Annotated in this window: 22 protein-coding genes and 1 riboswitch; of the genes, 12 read left to right on the forward strand and 10 right to left on the reverse strand. The window is 71.5% G+C overall.

Annotated features, from left to right (window positions below; translation table 11 throughout):
• Window positions 1–102: 102 nt before the first annotated feature.
• Together nagA and ACFV6E_RS10645 are read right to left on the reverse strand one after the other, a co-directional pair.
• Entirely contained in the window at window positions 103–1,275 is a 1,173-nt protein-coding gene (gene nagA, locus ACFV6E_RS10640) for an N-acetylglucosamine-6-phosphate deacetylase (RefSeq protein ID WP_385460501.1), read from the reverse strand.
• The gene (locus tag ACFV6E_RS10645; RefSeq protein ID WP_385460504.1) at window positions 1,275–2,270 is read right to left on the reverse strand and encodes an ROK family protein; all 996 of its coding nucleotides are present in this window, start codon (window positions 2,268–2,270) and stop codon (window positions 1,275–1,277) included. The genes nagA and ACFV6E_RS10645 overlap by 1 nt, the downstream gene beginning before the upstream one ends.
• A gap of 193 nt (window positions 2,271–2,463) precedes the next feature.
• Between ACFV6E_RS10645 and ACFV6E_RS10650 the strand changes: the two genes are divergently transcribed.
• The 3 genes from ACFV6E_RS10650 to otsB all read left to right on the forward strand — a co-directional run bounded on the left by ACFV6E_RS10650 (window position 2,464) and on the right by otsB (window position 5,110).
• On the forward strand, window positions 2,464–3,681 hold the full coding sequence (locus tag ACFV6E_RS10650) for an extracellular solute-binding protein (protein ID WP_385460564.1): 1,218 nt from the start codon (window positions 2,464–2,466) through the stop codon (window positions 3,679–3,681).
• 88 nt (window positions 3,682–3,769) lie between these two features.
• Window positions 3,770–4,006: a DUF3263 domain-containing protein gene (locus ACFV6E_RS10655; protein WP_385161010.1), complete on the forward strand. Its 237-nt coding sequence runs from the start codon at window positions 3,770–3,772 to the stop codon at window positions 4,004–4,006.
• Window positions 4,007–4,255: 249 nt separating this feature from the next.
• Window positions 4,256–5,110: a trehalose-phosphatase gene (otsB, locus tag ACFV6E_RS10660; RefSeq protein ID WP_385166337.1), complete on the forward strand. Its 855-nt coding sequence runs from the start codon at window positions 4,256–4,258 to the stop codon at window positions 5,108–5,110.
• A 26-nt stretch (window positions 5,111–5,136) separates the two neighbouring features.
• Here otsB and ACFV6E_RS10665 read toward each other — a convergent pair whose 3' ends face one another.
• Window positions 5,137–6,540 carry a trehalose-6-phosphate synthase gene (locus tag ACFV6E_RS10665; protein WP_385460506.1) on the reverse strand — a complete coding sequence of 468 codons (1,404 nt, stop codon included), beginning with the start codon at window positions 6,538–6,540 and terminating at the stop codon, window positions 5,137–5,139.
• A 98-nt stretch (window positions 6,541–6,638) separates the two neighbouring features.
• A complete protein-coding gene (locus ACFV6E_RS10670) occupies window positions 6,639–7,583 on the reverse strand; it encodes a glucosyl-3-phosphoglycerate synthase (RefSeq protein WP_385460509.1) in 945 nt (314 codons plus the stop codon).
• Between the two features lie 181 nt (window positions 7,584–7,764).
• Window positions 7,765–7,912, forward strand: a riboswitch (SAM riboswitch).
• A 17-nt stretch (window positions 7,913–7,929) separates the two neighbouring features.
• Between ACFV6E_RS10670 and thrC the strand changes: the two genes are divergently transcribed.
• The 5 genes from thrC (at window position 7,930) to ACFV6E_RS10695 (ending at window position 13,592) form a co-directional block, all read left to right on the forward strand.
• Window positions 7,930–9,246: a threonine synthase gene (gene thrC, locus ACFV6E_RS10675; RefSeq protein ID WP_385166341.1), complete on the forward strand. Its 1,317-nt coding sequence runs from the start codon at window positions 7,930–7,932 to the stop codon at window positions 9,244–9,246.
• Entirely contained in the window at window positions 9,243–9,518 is a 276-nt protein-coding gene (locus ACFV6E_RS10680) for a MoaD/ThiS family protein (RefSeq protein ID WP_385166343.1), read from the forward strand. The genes thrC and ACFV6E_RS10680 overlap by 4 nt, the downstream gene beginning before the upstream one ends.
• Window positions 9,519–9,976: 458 nt before the next feature.
• Window positions 9,977–10,180, forward strand: a complete 204-nt coding sequence (locus ACFV6E_RS10685) for a cold-shock protein (RefSeq protein ID WP_005315736.1) — start codon at window positions 9,977–9,979, stop codon at window positions 10,178–10,180.
• A 402-nt stretch (window positions 10,181–10,582) separates the two neighbouring features.
• Window positions 10,583–12,205 carry a chaperonin GroEL gene (groL, locus tag ACFV6E_RS10690; RefSeq protein ID WP_385166345.1) on the forward strand — a complete coding sequence of 541 codons (1,623 nt, stop codon included), beginning with the start codon at window positions 10,583–10,585 and terminating at the stop codon, window positions 12,203–12,205.
• A 253-nt stretch (window positions 12,206–12,458) separates the two neighbouring features.
• The gene (locus ACFV6E_RS10695) at window positions 12,459–13,592 is read left to right on the forward strand and encodes an NADH:flavin oxidoreductase (protein WP_385460512.1); all 1,134 of its coding nucleotides are present in this window, start codon (window positions 12,459–12,461) and stop codon (window positions 13,590–13,592) included.
• A 121-nt stretch (window positions 13,593–13,713) separates the two neighbouring features.
• Here the strand turns inward: ACFV6E_RS10695 and ACFV6E_RS10700 are convergent, their stop codons facing one another.
• The 4 genes from ACFV6E_RS10700 to ACFV6E_RS10715 all read right to left on the reverse strand — a co-directional run bounded on the left by ACFV6E_RS10700 (window position 13,714) and on the right by ACFV6E_RS10715 (window position 17,943).
• Window positions 13,714–14,295 (reverse strand): hypothetical protein, encoded by a 582-nt coding sequence (locus ACFV6E_RS10700; RefSeq protein WP_385166348.1) that lies wholly within the window; start codon window positions 14,293–14,295, stop codon window positions 13,714–13,716.
• A 126-nt stretch (window positions 14,296–14,421) separates the two neighbouring features.
• The gene (locus ACFV6E_RS10705) at window positions 14,422–15,837 is read right to left on the reverse strand and encodes a PTS transporter subunit EIIC (protein WP_385460515.1); all 1,416 of its coding nucleotides are present in this window, start codon (window positions 15,835–15,837) and stop codon (window positions 14,422–14,424) included.
• Window positions 15,838–15,931: 94 nt separating this feature from the next.
• Window positions 15,932–16,924: an N-acetylmuramic acid 6-phosphate etherase gene (murQ, locus tag ACFV6E_RS10710; RefSeq protein ID WP_385166352.1), complete on the reverse strand. Its 993-nt coding sequence runs from the start codon at window positions 16,922–16,924 to the stop codon at window positions 15,932–15,934.
• Window positions 16,925–17,019: 95 nt separating this feature from the next.
• Window positions 17,020–17,943 carry a MurR/RpiR family transcriptional regulator gene (locus ACFV6E_RS10715; RefSeq protein ID WP_385166354.1) on the reverse strand — a complete coding sequence of 308 codons (924 nt, stop codon included), beginning with the start codon at window positions 17,941–17,943 and terminating at the stop codon, window positions 17,020–17,022.
• Between the two features lie 55 nt (window positions 17,944–17,998).
• On the opposite strand from ACFV6E_RS10715, the gene ACFV6E_RS10720 reads away from it, so the two are divergent.
• Both ACFV6E_RS10720 and ACFV6E_RS10725 read left to right on the forward strand, forming a co-directional pair.
• A complete protein-coding gene (locus ACFV6E_RS10720) occupies window positions 17,999–18,406 on the forward strand; it encodes a hypothetical protein (RefSeq protein ID WP_385166356.1) in 408 nt (135 codons plus the stop codon).
• On the forward strand, window positions 18,403–18,684 hold the full coding sequence (locus ACFV6E_RS10725) for a DUF4031 domain-containing protein (RefSeq protein ID WP_385460517.1): 282 nt from the start codon (window positions 18,403–18,405) through the stop codon (window positions 18,682–18,684). Before ACFV6E_RS10720 ends, ACFV6E_RS10725 begins: the two co-directional genes overlap by 4 nt.
• Window positions 18,685–18,921: 237 nt before the next feature.
• Here the strand turns inward: ACFV6E_RS10725 and ACFV6E_RS10730 are convergent, their stop codons facing one another.
• Window positions 18,922–19,992 carry a GNAT family N-acetyltransferase gene (locus ACFV6E_RS10730; protein ID WP_385166359.1) on the reverse strand — a complete coding sequence of 357 codons (1,071 nt, stop codon included), beginning with the start codon at window positions 19,990–19,992 and terminating at the stop codon, window positions 18,922–18,924.
• A 219-nt stretch (window positions 19,993–20,211) separates the two neighbouring features.
• Window positions 20,212–20,871, reverse strand: a complete 660-nt coding sequence (locus ACFV6E_RS10735; protein WP_385166361.1) for a hypothetical protein — start codon at window positions 20,869–20,871, stop codon at window positions 20,212–20,214.
• 56 nt (window positions 20,872–20,927) lie between these two features.
• On the opposite strand from ACFV6E_RS10735, the gene ACFV6E_RS10740 reads away from it, so the two are divergent.
• Together ACFV6E_RS10740 and ACFV6E_RS10745 are read left to right on the forward strand one after the other, a co-directional pair.
• Window positions 20,928–21,596, forward strand: a complete 669-nt coding sequence (locus tag ACFV6E_RS10740; protein ID WP_385460520.1) for a maleylpyruvate isomerase family mycothiol-dependent enzyme — start codon at window positions 20,928–20,930, stop codon at window positions 21,594–21,596.
• Window positions 21,597–21,709: 113 nt separating this feature from the next.
• Window positions 21,710–22,807, forward strand: a complete 1,098-nt coding sequence (locus tag ACFV6E_RS10745) for a winged helix DNA-binding domain-containing protein (RefSeq protein ID WP_385460523.1) — start codon at window positions 21,710–21,712, stop codon at window positions 22,805–22,807.
• Window positions 22,808–22,823 lie beyond the last annotated feature (16 nt).

A 22,823-nucleotide genomic window follows, 5' to 3' on the forward strand; every position in this document is an offset into this window, starting at 1 on the left:
CTCACCGGCTTTTCCGGTGGTTCGATCATGCCAAAGACGGCGCGGTCGGCCCAGACCCTGTGGACAGTCCGACCGGACCCGGGGACCGGGCCGGGGGACGGATCACCCCAGGTGGGGATCGACCACCCATTCCCCGTGGCGCATCACGCCCTTGAGCTCGAACTCCTCGTCCAGCAGCACCAGATCGGCGTCCTTGCCCGCCTCCAGCGAACCCACCCGGTCGTACGCGCCGAGCAGCCGGGCCGGGTTGGCGGACACCGCGGCGACCACGTCACCGACCGGCAGCCGGTCGACGGTCACCGCCCGCTTGAAGGCCCGGTCCAGCGTCAGCGTCGAACCGGCGATCGAGTCGCCCTCCACCAGGCGCGCGACCCCGTCGACCACGTCGACCTCCAGCGGGCCGAGCAGATAGCGGCCGTCGCCGAAGCCCGCCGCGTCCATCGCGTCGGTGATGAACGCGACCCGCCCCGCGCCCGCGTGATGGAACGCCAGTTGCAGCGCGGCCGGGTGCAGATGCGTACCGTCGTTGATCAGCTCGACGGTGACCCGATCGTCCTCCAGGAGGGCGGTGATCGGCCCCGGCGCGCGGTGGCCGATCGCGGGCATCGCGTTGAACAGGTGGGTCGCCACCGTCGCGCCCGCGTCGATCGCCTCGACCGTCTGCTCGTACGTGGCGTCGGTGTGCCCGATCGCGGCGATCACGCCGTGCTCGGCCAGCAGCCGTACGGAGTCGGTGCCGCCCGGGAGTTCGGTGGCCAGGGTGACCATGCGGGCCCGGCCGCGGGCCGCGTCGAGCAGCTTGCGGACCTCCGCGGGGTCGGGGTCGCGCAGCAGCTCCGCGGAGTGCGCGCCCTTGCGGCACGGGGAGATGAACGGGCCCTCGAAGTGGATGCCCGCGATGTCGCCCTGCTCGGCGAGTTCGGAGAGCAGCCCCGCGCGCGTGGCGAGGCCGTCCATGTCGCCGGTCACGGTCGAGGCGACGACCGTGGTGGTTCCGTGCAGGCGGTGGGTGCGGACGCCGGTCAGCACCTCGTCCACCGTCCCGGAGGTGAAGGACGCGCCGCCGCCGCCGTGGTTGTGCAGGTCGACGAAGCCCGGGACCAGCCAGTGGCCGGAGCAGTCGAGGTGTTCGGCGTCTCCCGCGCGCGCGGGGACCGGCGTGTCGGCGGGACCGCTGTCGGTGATCCGCGTGCCGTCGACGACGACGCGGCCGGCGTCCACGGTGCCGGTGGGCAGTACCACCCGGGCGCCGGCGAGAACCTTGCTAGGGGCCATCAGGTGGTTACCTCCGAGGAGTTCCGAGGAGCGGGGGGTGCGCCGGTGGGCCGCCCGGCGGCCGGGCGACGGCCGTCGGTGCCGAGCAGGTCCCAGGCCAGCAGCCCGGCGCCGAGACAGCCGGCCGTGTCCCCGAGGGCGGCGGGGACGATGGACGGCAGCTTCTGGAAGGTGACCCGCCGCTCGACCGCGGTCCTGAGCGGTGAGAACAAGGTTTCCCCGGCTTCGGCGAGACCGCCACCGACGATGAGCGTGCGGGGGTCCAGCAGGGTGAGCGCGGTGACCAGACCGTCGGCGAGCGCGTCGACGGCGTCCTGCCACACGCGTACGGCCCGTGCGTCGCCGGACTCCACGGCCTTCGCGCAGTCCGCCGCGTCGGCCTCCGGATCGCCGCACGCCGCCGCCCACGCCTCGCTGACGGCCGACGCGGACGCGTACCGCTCCAGACAGCCGTGCTGGCCGCACGGGCACGGGACGCCACCGGGGCGTACGACGATGTGGCCGATCTCGCCGGCGAAACCGTGCGCGCCCGCCTCGACGCTGCCGCCGATCCCGATCGCGCCCGCGATCCCGGTGCCGAGCGGCACGAACAGGAAGCGGTCGGCGCCCTGTCCCGCGCCGATCCGGCCCTCCGCGAGGCCGCCGGTGCGCACGTCGTGGCCGAGCGCCACGGGGACGCCGTGCAGCCGCTCGCCGAGCAGTTCGCGCAGGGGTACGTCCCGCCATCCGAGGTTGGCCGCGTACACCGCGACGCCGCGCTCGTCGTCGACGATGCCGGGGACGGCGACACCGGCCGCCGCCGCGGGCTCGCCGAAGTGCTGTTCGCCGTGGGCGCGCAGGTCGGCCGCGAAGCCGAGGATCGACCCGACGACCGCTTCGGGGCCGCGGTCCCGGCCGGTCGCCCGGCGGGCCTGGTGGAGCAGCGTGCCGTCGGCCCCCACGAGGGCGGCCTTCATCCCGGTGCCGCCCACGTCGAGGGCGATGACATGTCTCACGGGTGACAGTCTCGCCCCTGACCCCGAAAAAGGTCTAGTCCACTTACGTGGTGTAGACCTTGTTATCCATACTTCGAGACAAGTGGTACGGCCAATGAAGTGTGGGCGGCAAGTGAACAGCACGACAGGGTTTGGGGAACGAGCGGTGCAGCGGCGTAGGACTGGACTGATCGCGGTGTTGTCCGCGCTGGGCATGACGGCCACCCTCGCGGGCTGCGGCGGCTCGGGCGACGGCGGGGACGTCACGCTGCGGCTGGTGGCCGCGGACTACGGCGACTCCTCGGCCAACAGCTCCCAGAAGTACTGGGACAAGCTGGTCGAGAAGTTCGAGGCCGACAACCCCGGGATCCATGTCGAGGTCAGCGTCTACTCCTGGAACGACGTCGACAGCAAGGTCCGGGCGATGGTCGACGCGGGCAAGGCCCCCGACATGGCGCAGATCGGCGCGTACGCCGACTACGCCGCGAAGAACGAGCTCTACGCGGCCGGAGACCTGCTCTCCATCCCCGTACAGGCCGATTTCGTCTCCCAGCTCAGCGACGCGGGGGAGGTGAACCGGGTGCAGTACGGCATGCCGTTCGCGGCGTCGACGCGGCTGCTCTTCTACAACAAGAAGCTCTTCTCCGAGGCCGGTCTGACCCCGCCGCAGACCTGGGACGAGCTGGCCGAGGACGCCGAGGCGCTCAAGGCGAAGGGCGTGAAGATCCCGTACGCGCTGCCGCTGGGGTCCGAGGAGGCGCAGGCGGAGACGTTCCAGTGGCTGCTGAGCGGGGGCGGCGGCTACACCGAGGACGTCGGGTCGTACTCGCTGGACTCCAGTGACAACGTCAGCACTTTCAACTTCCTCAAGAACGACCTGGTCGGCGAGGGGCTCACCGGGCCGACCGCGCCCGGCGACCTCGACCGGGCCGATGCCTTCGCCGCGTTCGCGCGCGGCGAGGTCGGCATGCTCAACGGGCACCCCTCGCTCATGAGCATCGCCGCCAAGAAGGGCGTCAAGTTCGGCATGGTGCCGGTGCCCGGCAAGGACGGCGAGACGAAGTCCACGATGGGTGTCGCCGACTGGATGATGGCCTTCAAGCAGAACGGCCACCGCGAGCAGATCGGGAAGTTCCTCGACTTCGTCTACAGCGAGAAGAACGTGCTCGCCTTCTCCCACGAGTACAACCTGCTGCCGGTGACCAGCTCCGCGTCCGAGGCCATGGAGGCCGACCCGGACGACAACGACCTCGCGCCGTTCATCGAGCAGATGCCCACCTCGCAGCTCTACCCCGTGGACAAGACCACCTGGGCCGACGTCAGCGCCGCCGTCAAGAAGGAGATCGGCGACGCCGTCTCCCCGGGCGGCAGCCCCGCGTCCGTCCTGGGCGGCCTCCAGGACAAGGCGACGCTCGCGGAGAACGCGGAGTAGCGCGGGAGCGGGTGTCTCGGGGCGCGGTGTCCCGGGGCGCTGTGACGCCGGGCGGGGCTTGTCAGTGCTGGGCGTTACGGTGTCGGGCATGGAGTCGTCCAACGCGCTGCCCGCGCGCGAGCGGGCCCTGCTTGCCCTGGAGCGGCGGAACTGGCCGGGGCCCGGTGCCAAGGAGCGTGCGATACGCGAGGAGCTGGGGCTCGCTCCCGTTCGGTACTACCAGCTCCTCAATGCCCTGCTGGACGACACCCGGGCGCTCGCCCACGATCCCGTCACGGTGAACCGGCTGCGCCGCGTTCGCGAAGACCGTCGTGCGGAGCGCTGACGGTCGCGCGCGGGTCCGTCGGGGGTCCGCCTGACCCCGGTGGTGGGTCGGGGCCGCGCCGGTACATCCGCCCGTCGCTCACGCGGTCGGTCACGGGGTTGTTCCGGTGCCCTCGGGTACGACCGCGCGATCGACGGGCATCTGATGTACCGGCACGGCCCCTTCCGCGCGCGGGCGGCCGCGGCGCTTTCGGGGCGCGGGCGGTGGTCGTCATGCGTGCGTGCGGGGTCGCGTGGATAGGGTCGTTGTATGGGCAGCCATGCGGATTCCAGGGACTCCTTGCCGACGCCGGTGACCTCGGCGGGGCGTGACGGGCTCGACGCCGTCGTCGAGCGGCACCGGCGGGCCGTGATCGCGCTCGACTTCGACGGGACGCTCGCGCCGATCGTCGCCGATCCCGAACAGGCCCGCGCCCATCCGGACGCGGTTCCCGCGCTCGCCGCCCTCGCCCCGAAGGTCGCGTCGGTCGCGGTGATCACCGGCCGGCCGGCCGGTGTCGCGGTGCGCAACGGCGGCTTCGCGGGTGTGGCGGGGCTTGAGCACCTGGTCGTTCTCGGGCACTACGGCGTCGAGCGGTGGGACGCCGTCACCGGCACCGTCAGCGCGCCCGCCCCGCACCCCGGGGTGGCCGCCGTACGGGCCGAGCTGCCCGGCTTCCTCGACCGGATCGGCGCCTGGCGGGGCACCTGGATCGAGGAGAAGGGCCGCGCGGTGGCCGTCCACACCCGGCGCGCCGAGGATCCGCAGGCCGCCTTCGAGGCGCTGCGGGGACCTCTCGGGGAGCTGGCCGCCCGGCACGGGCTGATCGTCGAACCGGGGCGCATGGTCCTGGAGCTGCGGCCCCCGGGTGTGGACAAGGGCGTGGCCCTGACGGAGTACGTACGGGAGACCGGCGCGGAGGCCGTCCTGTACGCCGGGGACGATCTCGGTGATCTGCCCGCCTTCGCCGCCGTCGACAAACTGCGTCTGGACGGTGTCCCGGGGGTGCTGGTGTGCAGCGGCAGCTCGGAGGTGGCTGAGCTGGCCGGCCGTGCCGACCTGGTGGTGGACGGTGCGGAGGGTGTCGTCCGGCTTCTCGCCGCATTGGCCGCCCGGATCGGCTGACCCGGGCGGCGATATGGCACAGGCTCTTACGCCTCCAGTGCGTGCAGCTGGTCCAGGAACCACTGGGCGGGGGGCAGGGCCGTCGCCGCCGCAGTCAGGCGCTTGGTGCGTTCGGCCCGGTCGTCCGCCGGGAGGGTCAGGGCCTCGTGCAGGGCGCGGGCCGTGCCGGTCACGTCGTACGGGTTGACGGTGAGCGCGTCGTCGCCCAGCTCCTCGTACGCCCCCGCCTCCCGGGACAGCACCAGGGCGCAGCCGTCGTCGGAGACGACCGGGACCTCCTTGGCGACCAGGTTCATGCCGTCCCTGATCGGGTTGACGAGGGCCACGTCGGCGAGCCGGTACGCGGCCAGGGAGCGGGCGAAGTCGTCCTTGACGTGCAGCACGACCGGGGTCCAGCCGTCCGTCCCGTACTGCTCGTTGATCTCCTCGGCCAGGCGCTGCACCTCCGCCGTGTACTCCCGGTAGACCGCCAGGTCCTGGCGGGAGGGGTAGGCGAAGGCGACGTGCACCACGCGTTCGCGCCAGGACGGCTCGTCGTCGAGGAGCTGCCGGTACGCCAGCAGGCCGCGCACGATGTTCTTCGACAGCTCGGTGCGGTCGACCCGGACGATCGTGCGGCGCGGGGCGCCGTCGGGGTCCGTGCCGATCTCCTCGCGCAGGGCGGTGATCCGCTCCTCGACGTCCGCCTCGTGCGAACGCGCGCGCAGGAAGTCCGCGTCGGCGCCCAGGCCGTGCACCCCGATGCGGGTGTCGCCGGCCCCGCCGACGAGGGCGTCGCAGCAGGCCGTGAAGGCGCCCGCCCAGCGGTGGGTGAGGAAGCCGAGGCGGTCGGCGCCGAGCATGCCGCGCAGGACCTGCTCGGCGATGTCGTCGGGCAGCATCCGGAAGTACTCCACGGGCGCCCACGGGGTGTGCGAGAAGTGGCCGATGCGCAGGTCGGGGCGGAGTTCGCGGAGCATTCCGGGGACCAGGGTCAGGTGGTAGTCCTGGACCAGGACCGAGGCGCCGGGGGCCGCGCCCTCGGCGAGCGCCTCGGCGAAGGCTCTGTTGTACGCCTCGTAGGCGGCCCACTGACGGCGGAACTCCGCGTCGAAGACCGGCTCCACCGGCGTCTGGTACAGCATGTGGTGGACGAACCACAGCACCGAGTTCGCGATGCCGTTGTACGCGTCCGCGTGGACCGCGGCGTCGATGTCCAGCATCCGCACGCCGTCCTCGCCGACCCCGCGCCGCACCGCCTCGCGGTCCCCGTCGCCGAGCGCCGCGCAGACCCACAGCGCGCCCGCGTCGGGCCCGATCGCCGACAGCCCGGACACCAGCCCGCCGCCGCCGCGCCTGGCCTGCAACGAGCCGTCCTCGCGCAGCGAGTAGGAGACCGGGCCGCGGTTGGACGCGACGAGAATCTGGTGGGAGTCCCGCGTGGATGCCATACGCCTGAACCTAGCCCGGCTCGGAAACGCATAAACGTACGGGCGGCGTACGGACGGTGCGTATACAACGGCCGGATTTTGTTACGGACCGTTTACCGCTACGCGACTCTGCGTGAGCGGTACTCGGCGATCTCCGCCATCGGCGGGCGCTCCTCCGTATCCACCGAATGGGTGAACGGGGTGAAGCCGTGCTCACCTCTTTCGAACTGTGTCAGGGCCGGCCTGATCAGGTGTCCGCGGGCCAGCCGGAGCTGCGCCGTGCGGTAGATCGCGGCGGCCATCCGGCCCAGTGCCTGCCCGTCCTGGTGCCGGTGCCTGCGCACTCCGACGTCGACCTGGGCCAGCGCGTCCAGGCCCACCAGGTGCAGCGCGTCGACGAGCATGCCCAGCTCCACGCCGTAGCCGACGGGGAACGGGAGCTGTTCGAGGAGGGAGCGGCGGGCCGCGTACTCGCCGCCGAGCGGCTGCACGAAGCCCGCGAGCTGCGGCCAGTGCATGTTCAGCAGCGGGCGCGCCATCAGCTCGGTGACCCGCCCGCCCTGGCCCGGCGCGGAGCCGAGCGGCCGGTCGTACATCGCCTTGACGAGGTCCACGCCCGGGTCGGTGAGCAGCGGGCCGACGATCCCGGAGACGAAGTCCGAGGAGAACTCCCTGAGGTCGGCGTCGACGAAGCAGACGATGTCACCGCTGGTCACCAGCAGGGACCGCCACAGCACCTCGCCCTTGCCGGGCACGGCCGGGATGCGGGGCAGGATCTCGTCGCGGTGCACCACCCGGGCGCCCGCCGCGGCGGCCACCTCGGAGGTGCGGTCCGTCGAGCCCGAGTCGATCACCACGATCTCGTCGACGAGCGGCGTCCGGCGCATCAGGTCCCGGCGGACGGCGGCGACGATGTCGCCGACGGTCTCCTCCTCGTTGAGCGCGGGCAGGACGACGCTGACCGTCGACCCGGTGGTGCGTTTGGCGGCGACGAGCTTGTGGAGCGGTCGGTCGGTCACGTTCCAGGAGCGGGTGCTCAGCCAGCGCTCGACTTCTTCCAGCACAGTCTGCGGCTCCTCACTGTCTGATCGCACGGCCTGCGGGCCATGTGATCCATCTCGCGGTTCGGACGACTATCTCAACTGTCCTGGCCTTCGGTTACAGTCTTGAACAACGCGGATGACCATCGCATGTCCTGGTCGTCGGCCGTTTCGAGATCAACAACTGCGACTCACAATCGAACACCGCTCATCCAGAGGGGCAGAGGGATACGGCCCGATGAAGCCCCGGCAACCCTCCAGCCGTCTCTTGTCACATCGATGTGGCGAGGCTCACGGCTAGGGAAGGTGCCAAATCCGTCTCACGGCGAGATGCGTCGTGAGGAAGATGAGGAGAAAGGGCCTCGCCTCCATGGCTGCGCAGACAGATGCAAGCACCACGAACTCCGTGACCACCCCGGAGTCGCCCGCCGCGAACACCGTCGACCTCGGTCCCGCCACCGCCCTCTCCTGCCGCGAGTGCGGACACCGCGTGCCGCTCGGCCCGGTCTTCGCCTGCGAGGAGTGTTTCGGCCCGCTGGAGATCGCCTACGACTTCTCGGGCTACGACGCCGAGGAGCTGCGCAAGCGCATCGAAGCGGGCCCCGCCAACATCTGGCGCTACGCGCCCCTGCTGCCCGTCCCGGCCGACGTCGCCGAGAAGCCGAACATCAACCCGGGCTGGACCAAGCTCGTCAAGGCCGACAACCTCGCCCGCGAGCTGGGCGTGACCGGCGGGCTGTACGTGAAGGACGACTCCGGCAACCCGACGCACTCCTTCAAGGACCGGGTCGTCGCCCAGGCTCTGGAGGCGGCGCGCGCCTTCGGCTTCACCACCCTGTCGTGCTCCTCCACCGGCAACCTGGCCGGCGCCGTCGGCGCCGCCGCCGCCCGCGCCGGCTTCCGCTCCTGCGTGTTCATCCCGCACGACCTGGAGCAGGGCAAGGTCGTCATGGCCGCGATCTACGGCGGCGAGCTCGTCGGCATCGAGGGCAACTACGACGACGTGAACCGCTTCTGTTCCGAGCTGATCGGCGACTCGGCCGGCGAGGGCTGGGGCTTCGTCAACGTCAACCTGCGGCCGTACTACGCGGAGGGCTCGAAGACCCTCGCGTACGAGATCTGCGAGCAGCTCGGCTGGCGGCTGCCGGACCAGCTCGTCGTCCCGATCGCCTCCGGCTCGCAGCTCACGAAGATCGACAAGGGGCTCAAGGAGCTCATCGCGCTCGGCCTCGTCGAGGACAAGCCCTACAAAATCTTCGGTGCGCAGGCCGAGGGCTGCTCGCCGGTGTCCGTCGCCTACAAGGCGGGCCACGACGTCGTACGGCCGCAGAAGCCGGACACCATCGCCAAGTCCCTCGCCATCGGCAACCCGGCCGACGGGCCGTACGTGCTCGACATCGCGCGCCGCACGGGCGGCGCCGTGGAGGATGTGAACGACGGGCAGATCGTCGACGCGATCAAGCTGCTCGCCCGGACCGAGGGCATCTTCGCCGAGACGGCGGGCGGAGTGACCGTGGGTGTGACGCGGAAGCTGATCGAGAACGGTCTCCTCGACCCGGCCCTGACGACCGTCGTCCTCAACACCGGTGACGGCCTCAAGACCCTGGACGCGGTGGCGGGCACCGGCCTCACCGCGACCATCCGCCCGACCCTGGACTCCTTCCGAGAGGCTGGCCTCGCATCATGAGCGTCAACGTCCGCATCCCGACCATCCTGCGCACCTACACCGGCGGCAAGGCCGAGGTCCCGGCCGAGGGCGCGACCCTCGCCGAGGTCATCGCCGACCTGGAGAAGAACCACACGGGCATCGCCGCCCGGGTCCTGGACGACCAGGGCAAGCTGCGCCGCTTCGTCAACGTGTACGTCAACGACGACGACGTCCGCTTCGAGCAGGGCCTCGAGACGGCCACGCCGGACGGCGCGGGCGTCTCGATCATCCCGGCCGTCGCCGGCGGCTGACCGCCGAAAATCGGCTCGAACCGGCTGAGCGCCCGGTTCGATCAGTCGAATCACCGTGAGTTCATCGAATCGCCCTCTCCGTGAGAGAAACGGAGGGGGCGATTCTGCATGGTTGAGCGCGGTACAGTTGGGGAAGCTGCTTCGATTTCCATGCCGGGCGCATATGAAAACCGATCCTTCGCCCGACAAGAAGCAGCCAAAGTGCCTGACGCTTTTGAGCCCTATATGGCTTTTATGAGGCCCGACTTGCCCAGAATATGTGTGAATTCTCCACATATTCCCGATCGGGCATGCCCAGAATTCTCGTCCGATTGACCTGTTGCAGACGGCAGTTGGACAGATACATTCAGCCGCGGTCGACGCGTTCCGGCGCACACCCCCAACCGTTGGGGGGTGAGGTCTGACCCGGGTCCGCGAAGTGCGGTCCTGTGCAAGGGCCAGTAATAGGGGAGTTAGGCATGGCTCAGGGCACCGTCAAGTGGTTCAACGCGGAGAAGGGGTACGGCTTCATCGCGGTCGACGGTGGTGCGGATGTATTCGTCCACTACAGCGCGATTCAGATGGACGGCTACCGCACCCTGGAAGAAGGTCAGCGAGTCGAGTTCGAGATCTCGCAGGGCCAGAAGGGTCCGCAGGCGGACATGGTCAAGCTCGCCGTCTGATCTCGGCGCGATCGGCCACCGACGCACGCACTCACGGCGAGGGGCCCGCATCCCATTTCGGGATGCGGGCCCCTCGGTCGTTTCCGGTGATCTTTTCCGTGCTTTCGCGGTGATCTTTTCCGTGATCTTCAGGGGCGCGCGGAGGGGTGCGCGGGCGGGCGCGCGCGGGTCCTGCGCGCCTCCGGCCAGATGGGCTCAGGGTGCGGAAGCGTCTTGCACTCTCGGGGGTCGAGTGCTAATCATTGGCGTTAGCACTCTGAAGGTGAGAGTGACAACGAGGACCGGGTCGGTGAGGCCCGCAGGCCGGGTGGGGCAAGGAACCACGAGGCACGCAGGCCGTCCGTCGCGGGCGCGGGCGCGGTCCGAGAAGAATCACCCCCAGTCCTGGAGGGACCACTTCACATGGCCAAGATCATCGCGTTCGACGAGGAGGCACGGCGCGGTCTCGAGCGCGGGATGAACCAGCTCGCCGACGCCGTCAAGGTCACCCTTGGCCCCAAGGGTCGTAACGTCGTCCTCGAGAAGAAGTGGGGCGCCCCCACGATCACCAACGATGGTGTGTCCATCGCCAAGGAGATCGAGCTCGAGGACCCGTACGAGAAGATCGGCGCCGAGCTGGTCAAGGAAGTCGCCAAGAAGACGGACGACGTCGCCGGTGACGGTACGACCACCGCGACCGTCCTCGCCCAGGCCCTCGTCAAGGAAGGCCTGCGCAACGTCGCGGCCGGCGCCAACCCGATGGCCCTCAAGCGCGGCATCGAGCGTGCCGTCGAGGCCGTCTCGGGCGCGCTCCTCGAGCAGGCGAAGGATGTCGAGACCAAGGAGCAGATCGCTTCCACGGCCTCCATCTCCGCCGCCGACACCCAGATCGGCGAGCTCATCGCCGAGGCCATGGACAAGGTCGGCAAGGAAGGCGTCATCACCGTCGAGGAGTCCCAGACCTTCGGTCTGGAGCTGGAGCTCACCGAGGGTATGCGCTTCGACAAGGGCTACATCTCGGCGTACTTCGCCACCGACATGGAGCGTATGGAGGCCGTCCTCGACGACCCGTACATCCTGATCGCCAACCAGAAGATCTCCAACGTCAAGGACCTGCTGCCGCTCCTGGAGAAGGTCATGCAGTCCGGCAAGGCGCTGCTGATCATCGCCGAGGACGTCGAGGGCGAGGCCCTGTCGACCCTGGTCGTCAACAAGATCCGTGGCACCTTCAAGTCCGTCGCCGTCAAGGCCCCGGGCTTCGGCGACCGCCGCAAGGCCATGCTCGGCGACATCGCCATCCTCACGGGTGGCGAGGTCATCTCCGAGGAGGTCGGCCTCAAGCTGGAGAACGCGGGCCTCGACCTGCTCGGCCGCGCCCGCAAGGTCGTCATCACCAAGGACGAGACCACGATCGTGGACGGCGCCGGCTCCGCCGACCAGGTCCAGGGCCGGGTCAACCAGATCCGCGCCGAGATCGAGAACTCGGACAGCGACTACGACCGCGAGAAGCTTCAGGAGCGCCTGGCGAAGCTCGCCGGCGGTGTCGCGGTCATCAAGGCCGGTGCCGCCACCGAGGTCGAGCTCAAGGAGCGCAAGCACCGCATCGAGGACGCCGTCCGCAACGCGAAGGCGGCCGTCGAAGAGGGCATCGTCGCCGGTGGTGGCGTGGCCCTGCTCCAGGCCTCCCAGGTCTTCGAGAAGCTGGAGCTCGACGGTGACGAGGCGACCGGCGCCAACGCCGTGAAGCTCGCCCTTGAGGCCCCGCTCAAGCAGATCGCCGTCAACGGTGGTCTCGAGGGTGGCGTCGTCGTGGAGAAGGTCCGCAACCTCCAGGTCGGCCACGGCCTGAACGCCGCGACCGGTGAATACGTCGACATGATCGCCGAGGGCATCATCGACCCGGCGAAGGTGACCCGCTCTGCCCTGCAGAACGCCGCCTCCATCGCCGCGCTGTTCCTCACCACCGAGGCCGTCATCGCCGACAAGCCGGAGAAGGCCGCCGCGGCCGCTCCGGGCGGCATGCCGGGCGGTGACATGGACTTCTGATCCCCTCCGGGACCGGGGCTCGTCCCCCGGCCCCGTACGGATCAGGCTCGTCCTTGCCGAGGGCGGCACCCCTTCCGGGGGTGCCGCCCTCGGGCGTGTTCGGGGAGTGCGTGCCGGAGGTACGGGGAGAGCCGGGTCACACGGTGAAGTGGCGCGGGGCGGAATGCCCCGGCGCATGGGGTGGTTGGCACGGGCGGGACCTATGCATGTGCATATACCGACCGCCATTCTCATCCTGTGAAGGAGCCCCCGCATGAGCCTGAGCGTCGCCGCCGACCGCGCGGCCCAGCTGCTGTCCCGGCCCGTCTCGCTGAACGGCCTGACCGTGCCGAACCGCATCGCCATGGCCCCGATGACCCGGATGTTCTCGCCGGGCGGCATCCCCGGTGACGACGTCGTCTCGTACTACGCGCGCCGGGCCGCGGCCGGTGTCGGTCTGATCGTCACCGAGGGCACCTACGTGGGCCACGAGTCGGCCGGACAGAGCGACCGCGTACCGCGCTTCCACGGTACGGATCAGCTCGCGGGCTGGACCAGGGTGGCCGACGCCGTGCACGCCGCGGGCGGCACGATCATTCCCCAGCTCTGGCACATCGGCATGGTCCGCAAGGCGGGCGAGCCCCCGTTCACGGACGCCCCGCCGGTCGGCCCCTCCGGCCTGCGGCTCGACGGCACCGACGGCACCGAGGACGGCGGCAGGGCGATGACCCGGGCCGACCTCGACGCCGTCATCGAGGCGTTCGCCGACGCCGCGGCCGCCGCCGAGCGCATCGGCTTCGACGGCGTCGAACTGCACGGCGCCCACGGCTACCTTCTCGACCAGTTCCTGTGGGAGCGCACCAACCGCCGCACGGACGGGTACGGCGGCGACGCGGTGACCCGTACCAAGTTCGCGGCCGAGCTCGTCGCCGCGGTCCGCGCCGCGGTGTCGCCGGAGTTCCCCGTCGTCTTCCGCTACTCGCAGTGGAAGTCGGACGCGTACGACGCGCGGCTCGCCGGGACGCCGGAGGAGCTGGAGGCCGTGCTCGCCCCGCTCGCGGCGGCCGGTGTCGACGCCTTCCACGCCTCCACGCGCCGTTACTGGGTCCCCGAGTTCGACGGCTCCGACCTGAACCTGGCCGGCTGGACCAAGAAGCTCACCGGCAGGCCCGCCATCACCGTCGGCTCGGTCGGCCTGGACGGCGAGTTCACTCGCGCCTTCCAGGGCGAGGGCGCCTCGCTCAAGGGCATCGACGATCTGCTGGACCGGCTGGAGCGCGAGGAGTTCGACCTCGTCGCGGTCGGGCGTGCGCTGCTCCAGGACCCCGAATGGGCGGCCAAGGTGCTCGACGGGCGGTTCGCGGAGCTGGCGCCTTACGACGCGGGGGCGCTGCGGACGCTCAGCTGAGCCGGGCGGGCTTCGGGGGCGGGGCGCGGGGGGCGTGGGGCTCCGCGGGGTGCGGTCGCCGGGCCGGTGCGGGCGGGTGGGGGTGCGTTCGCTTCGGCGTGGTGGGGCGGGTGGGCCGCGTTCAGCCCATCGGTTCGATGTCCGTGCGGACCGGCGTGCCCCAGATGCGCAGGACCTCGTAGTCCGTGAACTCGTGCACCAGGCGGTACGCCATGCCCGGCCGGGGCGAGCGGCGCTCCGCGGCCAGGTACCGCTCCGCCTCCAGGCGGTCGCGGCGCGGGGTGCCGCAGAGCTGCCACGCCTGGCCGTTCCACACCTCCGGCAGCCAGCGCTGCTGGGGCTGCGGGCGGTCGCCGCGGACGCCGTAACGGGACGCCGAGCGCTCCGGGGCGCCGTCCGGTCCCGCCGGGCGGCCGGACGGGAAGGAGTCGTTGACCTCGGAGCGGCGGGCGGCGCGGCGGCGGGTCTCGCAGAGCAGGCACAGGTCCGGGGCGTCCATGTCGACGGGGCCCGTCGGGTGCTCGGCACAGCGGGTGCTCGGCGCCGCCGTGGTGACCGTCTCGTCCAGCAGGTCGAGGGCCCGCTTCAGGTCCGCCTTGACCTCGTGCAGCTTCGCGTCGGGGGTGTCGGCGGCGAGGGCGTCACCGTGCTCGCCGAGCAGCCGCAGGGCGCGGCCGAGGGCGGTGAGCTGGGCGTGGTTCATGGGCGGGTCTCGTCCCTCCGCGGTGACGGGGTCGTGCCGACCGCGTCCGACGTGGCCGACGTGGCTGACGTGGCTGACGTGGTCGACGTGGCCGACGTGGCCGACGTGGTCGTGCCGGTCGTGTTCTCAATTCTCGTCCACCGCAGAATCGCACACCGGAACGCCGAAGAAGTACGTCGCCGTGAAGCCGACCACGTAGCCGGTGAGCAGGCCGCCCCCGTACACCGCGGCCGTCAGGGCCGGTCCGTGGTTGCCCTGGAGCAGCGGGAACAGCGCCCAGCCCGAGGGGCCGATCGCCGTTGAACCGACCTTGTCCCCGAGCATCGAGAAGAACCCGACGAACGCGCCGCCCGCCGCGCCGCCCGCGCACGCCGTGACGAACGGGCGGCCCAGCGGCAGCGAGACGCCGTAGATGAGCGGTTCGCCCACGCCCAGCAGCCCGGCCGGGAGCGCCGACCGGATCGTCGTACGCAGCGAACGGTCGTGGCGCAGGCGTACGTACACCGCGAGCGCCGCGCCGACCTGGCCCGCGCCCGCCATCGCCAGCAGGGGGAGCAGGACGGTGTAGCCCTGCTGCTCGATCAGGGTGGTGTGGATCGGGATCAGCGCCTGGTGCAGGCCCAGCATCACCAGCGGCAGGAACAGGCCGCCGAGCAGCAGGCCCGCGAAGGCGCCGGTGTGGACCAGGAGCCAGTCCGCCGCCGTGCCGATCGCCGCCGAGACCTCGCCGGCCGCGTACATCAGGCCGTAGACCGTCACCAGCCCCGCGACCAGCACCGTCACGGTCGGGGTCAGCAGGACGTCCAGCGCGTCCGGGACCCTGCCCCGGACGCGCTTCTCGACGTACGTCGCCAGGAGCGCCGCCGCGAGTGCGCCCAGTACGCCGCCCTGTCCCGGCGAGAGGGTCACGCCGAACGCCGTCACCTCGGCGATCCCCGCGTACACGACGATCGCCGCGACCGCGCCGCCGAGGATCGGGGTGCCGCCGAACTCCTTCGCCGTGTTGTGGCCCACGAAGACGGCGATCAGCGCCATGAATCCGGACGCGATCGCCGTCAGGGCGGGGGTGATGGCGGGGAGCCAGGCCAGGTTGACCAGCAGGCCGTTGAGGCCCGCGATGATGCCGCAGCCGATCAGGGCGGGGATCAGCGGGACGAAGATGTTCGCTACGCGGCGCAGGGCGAGTTTCACGGGGGTCGCGTTGCGGCGGCGCCGGGCGGTCTTCAGCTCCTCGCCCTTGGCGCGTAGGTCGTCCGCGGTGGTGGGGGTGGCGGGGGTGGCGGGGGCGGTGACGAGTCGTTCGAGTTCCGGGGCCACTCGGGCAACCGTGCCGGGGCCCAGGACGATCTGGTACGTGTCGTCCTCCACCACGCCCAGTACGGCGGGCAGCGCCCTCAGCGCGTCCTCCCGCACCAGGGAACGGTCCCGCAGGCCCAGCCTGAGGCGGGTCATGCAGTGGGCGACCGAGGTGACGTTGCCGGGGCCGCCGACCAGGGGGAGCAGCGCGGCGGCCGTGGTTCGGGGGGTGGTCTCTGTGCTCATGGTGCGGCCTTGCTGTGCGGGGGCGCGGTACGGCGGGTGCGGGTGCGGGTGCGGATGCTGAGCGGGTGCGGGTGCGGTGGTGATGGGCCTGTTGTCAGTCGGTCCGGGGGGACAGGGCCGCTCGTAGGTGGCCGCCGCTCTGTTCCAGGAGACGTACCGCCGTCGGGCCGTCGACGCCGCCCAGGATGGTCAGGATCGCCGGTTTCACCTCGCCGTCCGTGGCCGCCAGCGCCGTCTCGATCTCCTCGTCCGAGGCGCCGGTCGCCAGCGCGACGATCCGGCGGGAGCGGGCCCGCAGCTTCTCGTTCGACGCCCGCACGTCGACCATCAGGTTCCCGAACGTCTTGCCCAGCCGGATCATCGTGATCGTCGACAGCATGTTGAGGACGAGCTTCTGCGCCGTGCCCGCCTTCAGCCGGGTGGAGCCGGTCAGCAGCTCCGGGCCCACCACGATCTCGATGCCGTGGTCCGCCGCCGCGGCCAGCGCGCTGTCCGCGTTGCAGGACAGGCCGACGGTCAGCGCCCCCAGCGCGCGGGCGTGCTCGACCGCGCCGATCGCGTACGGCGTACGGCCCGACGCCGATACGCCCACCACCGTGTCCTCCGCCGTCAGCCCCAGCGCCTCCAGGTCCGCCGCCGCCAGCTCCCTGGAGTCCTCCGCGCCCTCGACCGAGGTGACCATCGCGCTGGGGCCGCCCGCGATCAGGCCCACGACCTGCGACGGAGCCGTGTTGAACGTGGGCGGGCACTCGGACGCGTCCAGGACGCCCAGCCGGCCGGCGGTGCCCGCGCCCGCGTACACGAGCCGGCCGCCGCGCGACATCCGGGCCGCGATGTCGTCGATCGCGGCGGCGATGAGCGGCAGCCGCTCGGCGACCGCGGCCGGCACGGTGGTGTCCTCGCCGTTCATCAGCCGGGCGATCTCGACCGTGGGCAGCCGGTCGATCTCGGACAGCTCCGGCCGGAACGCCTCCGTCGTCAGGGCGTCCAGCTCGGCTCGCAGATCCCGGTAGCCGGACGAGGCGTCGTCGGCGGAGGCGTCGGCGGAAGAAGCGTCGGCAGAGGAGGCATCGGCGGTGGAAGTCATGTGGTGCGGCTCTTTCCGGTGCGAAGCGGTGCCGTGTGGTGGGGGGTGGCGAGGGGGAGGGGTGGGGTGAAGGGCGTGCGGTGGGGTGGGGGCTTTCAGCGGTGCGTGCCGCGTGGGCTGTGGCGGTGCGCCAGTGCCTCGTACGAGGCGGAGAGCGCCGGGGCCGCCGTCTCGTACGTCCGCTGGGCCACCCCCACGAACAGGCAGTCCACCACCAGCAGTTGGCTCGTGCGCGACGACATCGCCGCCGGGCGCAGCTCGCTCTCCCGCGCCGTCGACGTGGTGAGGATGTGGTCCGCGTACTGGGTGACGGGGCCGTCCGGGCGGCCGGTGATCGCGATCGTCGTCGCGCCGCGCTCGAAGGCGACCCGCAGCGGTTCGATGACGTCCCCCGTCGAGCCCGAGTGCGTGATCGCTATCGCCACGTCCTTGGCCCGGAGCTGGACCGCGTTGGTCACCGCCAGGTGCGGGTCGCTGTGCGGGTGGGCTATCAGGCCGATGCGCAGCAGCTTCTGGGCCAGGTCCTGGGCGACCAGGCCGGACGCGCCGACGCCGTAGATGTCGGCTCTGCGGGCCGTGGCGAGCGCGGTGACGGCCGCGCCGAGCTGCACCGTGTCCAGACCGGCCGCCGTGTCGGCGAGCGTCTGCTGCTCGTCGTAGGCCAGCTTGGCCACCACGTCGGCGATCGGGTCGTCCACCGCGATGTCCGCCGTGACGGCGGGCGCCCGGCCCGACTGCTGCTGCGCGGCCAGGCCCGCCAGCGCGAGCCGCAGGTCGCGGTAGCCGGGGTAGCCGAGCAGGCGGGCGGTCCGTACCACCGTCGCCTCGCTGGTGCCGGTCAGTTCGGCCAGGCCGGTGACCGTCAGCGCCGCGCAGCCCGCCGGGTCGGCGGCCACGGCCTCGGCGACGCGCTGCATGGAGCGGGTCATCGACGGGCCCAGCGTGCGCACCTTGGCCGCCAGGGCGGCGGGGGCGGGCGGTGCCTCCCCGGCGAAAATTTCCTTCACGTCGTGGGTCACGTCCTGAAAGCTATTTTCCTTTGGGTATACGGTCAAGGGTGCGCACAATGGATGCATGGACCCCATCAGCCCCTTGGAGCAGGCGTTGCACGCGGCTCGCGCGCTCGTCCTCGCCGATCTGATCGCGGGCGAGGTCGCCGAGGCGGACGTCGTCTCCCTCGTCGAGGACTCCGTGGTGCAGCGGCGGTGGTGGGTCGAGCAGTGGCCGGAAGGTGTCGACTACGTCGCCGGGCTCGTCGCCCAGGACGTGCAGGACGCGCTGCTGGAGCGGTACGGGCGGTGGCCGCTGTGTCCGGTCTGCGGGTCCGGTGATCCGCACGCCCTCGAGGTCGAGCCGGAGCTCGGGCCCGATCCGCACTGGGTGTGTCACCAGGCCGGGGTGAAGGTCGCGGCCGTGGGGGCGCTGGGAGCGGCCACGCCTGGCGGTTCCGGCGAGGGTGAGGGATTCGGTGAGGCGCCTTGACCGTCTATATAGATCCGCCCACCTGGCCGGGGCACGGGCGGGTCTGGTCCCACCTCGTCAGCGACGTCTCGTACGCCGAGCTGCACGCCTTCGCCGAGGCACTGGGCGTGCCCCGGCGGGCCTTCGAGCGCGACCACTACGACGTGCCCTCGCAGCGGTACGGGGACGCGGTGCGCGCGGGGGCCGTCGAGGTCAGCAGCCGGGACGTGGTGCGGTTGCTGCACGGGGCCGGGCTGCGGCGGCGTAAAAGAGCGGTCAGGGGGTCAGGCAGTGGTTGAGCCGGTTCGGGTGCGCTGAGTTGATTCGGGTGCGGGTGCTGAGCCAGTTCGGGTTCGCTGAGCTGGTTCGGGTGCGGGTGCGGGTGCTGAGCGGGTGCGGGTGCTGAGCTGGTTCGGGTGCGCTGAGTTGATTCGGGTGCGGGTGCTGAGCCAGTTCGGGTGCGCTGAGCTGGTTCGGGTGCGGGTGCGGGTGCGGGTGCTGAGCTGGTTGCGCTGAGTTGATTCGGGGGCGCTGAGCTAGTTCTGCCTCAGTTCGTACACGTACTGCTCCGCGTCCTCGCCCGCCTGCTTGAAGCCCGTCCGTGTCACGACCGCCTGCGACGCCGTGTTGTCCCGGTCCACCGTCGCCAGGAGCACGTCCACCTCGTCGCGGTCCAGCGCCCACGCCGACAGGGCGCGCAGCGCCTCCGTCGCGTAGCCGCGGCCCCGCGCCGCCTCCGCCAGGTCGTAGCCGATCTCCGTGCGGCCCTCCTCGTCCGGGGCGCCGTGGAAGCCCATCGCGCCGACCGCCCGGCCGTCCTCCCGCCGCACCAGGACGTACGTGCCCCACTCCGGGCGCAGCGTCCCGGAGGTGTACGCCTTCAGGACCAGGCCGGCCGCCGCCAGCGTCCCCTCGAAGGGGCCCGTCTCCACCCACTCGAAGCCGCCCGAGCCGCCTGCCGCGAGATCGGCCGCCGTCGCCGGGGTCATCGCCTCCAGGGTGAGCCGCTCGGTGGGGATGACCATGTTGTTGTGCCAGCGCCACTTGGTGAGCGGTGCCCGGCCGGGCAGGTCGCCGCGGCCGGTCGCCCACAGCAGCGTGCGCCAGTGGTCGTCGCCCGGGCGGACGTCCGGGAACAGCCGCGTGAGGACGCCCTCGCAGAGGTCCGCCGGCGGCTCGTACGGCAGGCCCAGGCCCTCGGCGATGTCGTACGTGTGCAGCAGGAGCTCGGTGACGCCCATCGCGGCGAAGCCCTCACGGTTCGCGCTGCGGAACGGGTACGGGTGGTAGGCCCGGACCTCGCGCGGGGTGGTGCGTACCGTGGCTGCCAGCAGGGCGCCGGTCGTTCTGATCACGTCGATCACGTCCGCGTTGTCCGCGCCGTTCTCCATCGTGATCTCGAACGGTACGTAGCCGCTGGTCGCGCGTCCGGCCAGTTGGCCGGCGTAGGACATCAGGGTGTCCGCGATGTGTTCGGCGGTCTCGCGGCAGTCCCACTCCGAGCGGCCCGCCTTCGCGTTGTGCCAGTCCCGCCCGGTCGCCTGCCGCAGCAGCGCCGTTGCGCTCGCTACCGCTTCTTGCACTTGGTCCCCGCCCAATTCACGCATGCGGTGAGAATAGGTGGGTCATACCTGCGTTCGCATGTGGCTTTCGGCGGGCTCGGTACCGGTGGCTGTCGCTCCGGTCGCTGCCGGTTCGGGTTGCCCAGGTTGAAGGCCGCCGTCGTGGTCGCGCCCGCCCACACCGTGGGGACCCAGCCCTCGTCGAGTCCGGCCCCTTCCGTGCGCGGGCGGCCGCGGGCCCGCTCCGGCCGCGGTTCTACGGTTCTACGGTCGGGACAGGCTCGCGAGTTCCCGGTCGAGGTTCGCCCGTGCTGGGGTCTCCCACGTGCGCTGGCCGTGGGGGGTGCGGAACAGGTGCTTCAGGTCCAGTAGTTGGCGCAGTACCGTCGCTCTGCCCTCGCGGAACGCCTCGGGCGGTACGAAGTGGTACTCCTGGCGGATGGCGCTCGCGTAGGTGTCGTACGTGGGTTCCGGTGCCGCCAGGATCGCCAGGTCCGCGTCGCACAGGACGGCGCCGTTCTTGTCGTCGGGGGCCGGGTCGTGGGTGACGGTCAGGCGGACCAGGCGGGCGACCTCGGCGGTGCGGGCCTCGTCGATGCCCAGCTCGGGCAGGGCCCGCTCGGCCAGCCGGGCGGAGCGCTCCTCGTTCTCCGACCGCTCCGGCAGGTACACCGCGTCGTGGAACCACGCCGCCAACCGCACGGTGGCCGGATCGGCCGCGTACTCCTCCAGTACGTCGATCCGCTCCAGGACCGCCAGCAGGTGGTCGGTGGTGTGGTAGCGGCGTTGCGGTTCCGACCAGCGGGCCAGCAGATTCTCGGCGTACGGGAGGGGTGACCTGGCCAACGGGGTGCGGGCCGTTTTGACGGTTTCCGTCCAGCGGGTCGTCAGGTCCTCGTGCGCGGGGTGCCGGGCTGGGCTCATGCCGTCAATTGTGCTTGCCGTCCCTGCGGGCCACCGGCACGTCCTAGCTTGGAATCATGACTTTCGTGGATGGGCGGGACCCCGGGCTTCCCGGGCGGTTGTTGCTTGCCGAGCGGGATCTTTTTATTCCCCTGTTGCGGGAGCGGGGTGATGAGGAGTTCGCCCTGCCTGTCGACGCCTGTCCCAGGTGGACGGTGCGGGACGTGCTCGCGCACTGCGGAGCCGCGCTGACCCGCGTGGTGGAGAGCCGCTTCGAGAACGGCGTGTTCACGCCCGAGGGCAATGACCGGGACATCGCCGAGCGGGCGGACTGGCCGGCCTCCCGGGTCGTCGACGAGCTGGAGCGGGGGATGACCGAGGCGGGGGATGTCATCGCCGGGGCCGGAGGGGCTCTTGACGGGGTTGCCTTCGGTGAGTGGGTGCATGCCGGTGATGTGCGTGCCGCCTTCGGGGCGCCCGGTGCCTATGGCGGTGCCGGGCTGCCTCATGCGCTCGCTCTTCTCGAGTGGATCACCCGCACGCGCGACCACGTGCCGGTCCACGCCGATCTCGACGACTTCGACGAGCCGCTGCGGCTCGGTGCGGTGCCCGGCACCCGGCCGCCCGCCCGGTTCATCGGCGACGCTACTGCTCTCGTACGGCTCTACACCGGGCGTGCGGTGGCGGCGGAGCGGTACGAGCTGGCGGGGGCGGAGGAGAGCGAGCTCAATCTGTACGGGGGCTGAGACCGGCGCGAGTAGAGGCCAGTACCTGTCCGCTACCGGGAGGAAGGTGAGGCGCGTTCGGACCGGGAGGTGGCGGGAGTGGTCATGTTCGTTACGGCGACGGGTGCCGTTCGGTGAGCGTGCTCGGGGCGCGTGCGCTCAATCGCGCCACCCTTGCCCGGCAGTTTCTGCTCGGGCGTTCCGGTGCGTCCGTGCTCGACGCCGTCTCGCATCTGTGCGGGATGCAGGCCCAGGAGCCGCAGGAACCGTTCGTCGGGCTCTGGTCACGGCTCGACGGCTTCGCGCCGGATGAGCTGGACGGGCTGCTCACCGGGCGGGCTGTGGTGCGCACCCATCTGATGCGGCGCACCGTCCATCTCGTCACCGCCGACGACGCCCTCGCCTGGCGCGGGCGGCACGACACCATGCTGCGCCAGCGCGTGCTGGCCACCTACCGGCGCGAGCTGGGTGGAATCGATGTGGAAGCCGTCGCCGCGGCCGGGCGCGCCGTCATGGGCGACGGTGTTCCGCGCACCATGGCCGAGCTCGTCGCCGCCCTCGCCGACCGCTGGCCCACGCCCCCGAGACGGGCGCTCGGCGAACTCCTCGTCGCCGGCCTCGTGCCGATGGCCCAGCTCCCTCCACGGGGGTTGTGGGGGATCAGAGCCGGGGTGCGCAATCTTCCGCTGGTGAACTGGCTCGGGCGGGAGGTCGCGGAACATGGCGGCGGTGAGGATGTGGTGGGGCGGGAGCTCGTACGGCGGTATCTGGCTGCCTTCGGGCCTGCTGCCTCCGCTGATGTGCGGGCCTGGTGCGGGCTCGCCGGGCTGCCCGCTGCCGTGAAGAGCCTGCGGGACGAGCTCGTGTTCTTCCGGGACGAGCGGGGGCGGGAACTGCTCGATCTTCCCGACGCGCCGCGGCCTGATCCGGACACGCCCGCGCCCGTGCGGTTCCTGCCCGCCTTCGACAACGCCGTCCTCGGCTATCACGACCGCAGTCGCATCATCGACGACGCCCACCGCGGGCTCTCCGTCGCCGGCGAGCGGGTCGTGCTCGTCGACGGGCGGGTCTCCGCCACCTGGACGGTGAAGAAGGAGGGGGGTGGGGGGCTCGTTGTCCGGCCCCTGCGGGGGATGGCGCCTGCGGAGCTTGCTGATGTCGTGGCCGAGGGGGAGGCGCTGGCGGCGTTTCTCGGGGGACGGGGTGAGGGACGGGTGCGGGTCTACGGGTGAGCGGTGGGTGCGGGTC

The organism is Streptomyces sp. NPDC059785, from assembly GCF_042732375.1.
GTDB lineage: Bacteria > Actinomycetota > Actinomycetes > Streptomycetales > Streptomycetaceae > Streptomyces.

Excerpts from the sequence above, each read along its gene's own strand:
- nagA (WP_385460501.1), bottom strand. The coding sequence starts at position 1,275 with ATGGCCCCTAGCAAGGTTCTCGCCGGCGCCCGGGTGGTACTGCCCACC.
- ACFV6E_RS10650 (WP_385460564.1), top strand. The coding sequence starts at position 2,464 with ATGACGGCCACCCTCGCGGGCTGCGGCGGCTCGGGCGACGGCGGGGAC.
- ACFV6E_RS10655 (WP_385161010.1), top strand. The coding sequence starts at position 3,770 with ATGGAGTCGTCCAACGCGCTGCCCGCGCGCGAGCGGGCCCTGCTTGCC.
- otsB (WP_385166337.1), top strand. The coding sequence starts at position 4,256 with ATGGGCAGCCATGCGGATTCCAGGGACTCCTTGCCGACGCCGGTGACC.
- ACFV6E_RS10665 (WP_385460506.1), bottom strand. The coding sequence starts at position 6,540 with ATGGCATCCACGCGGGACTCCCACCAGATTCTCGTCGCGTCCAACCGC.
- thrC (WP_385166341.1), top strand. The coding sequence starts at position 7,930 with ATGGCTGCGCAGACAGATGCAAGCACCACGAACTCCGTGACCACCCCG.
- ACFV6E_RS10680 (WP_385166343.1), top strand. The coding sequence starts at position 9,243 with ATGAGCGTCAACGTCCGCATCCCGACCATCCTGCGCACCTACACCGGC.
- ACFV6E_RS10685 (WP_005315736.1), top strand. The coding sequence starts at position 9,977 with ATGGCTCAGGGCACCGTCAAGTGGTTCAACGCGGAGAAGGGGTACGGC.
- groL (WP_385166345.1), top strand. The coding sequence starts at position 10,583 with ATGGCCAAGATCATCGCGTTCGACGAGGAGGCACGGCGCGGTCTCGAG.
- ACFV6E_RS10695 (WP_385460512.1), top strand. The coding sequence starts at position 12,459 with ATGAGCCTGAGCGTCGCCGCCGACCGCGCGGCCCAGCTGCTGTCCCGG.
- ACFV6E_RS10700 (WP_385166348.1), bottom strand. The coding sequence starts at position 14,295 with ATGAACCACGCCCAGCTCACCGCCCTCGGCCGCGCCCTGCGGCTGCTC.
- ACFV6E_RS10705 (WP_385460515.1), bottom strand. The coding sequence starts at position 15,837 with ATGAGCACAGAGACCACCCCCCGAACCACGGCCGCCGCGCTGCTCCCC.
- murQ (WP_385166352.1), bottom strand. The coding sequence starts at position 16,924 with ATGACTTCCACCGCCGATGCCTCCTCTGCCGACGCTTCTTCCGCCGAC.
- ACFV6E_RS10720 (WP_385166356.1), top strand. The coding sequence starts at position 17,999 with ATGGACCCCATCAGCCCCTTGGAGCAGGCGTTGCACGCGGCTCGCGCG.
- ACFV6E_RS10730 (WP_385166359.1), bottom strand. The coding sequence starts at position 19,992 with ATGCGTGAATTGGGCGGGGACCAAGTGCAAGAAGCGGTAGCGAGCGCA.
- ACFV6E_RS10735 (WP_385166361.1), bottom strand. The coding sequence starts at position 20,871 with ATGAGCCCAGCCCGGCACCCCGCGCACGAGGACCTGACGACCCGCTGG.
- ACFV6E_RS10740 (WP_385460520.1), top strand. The coding sequence starts at position 20,928 with ATGACTTTCGTGGATGGGCGGGACCCCGGGCTTCCCGGGCGGTTGTTG.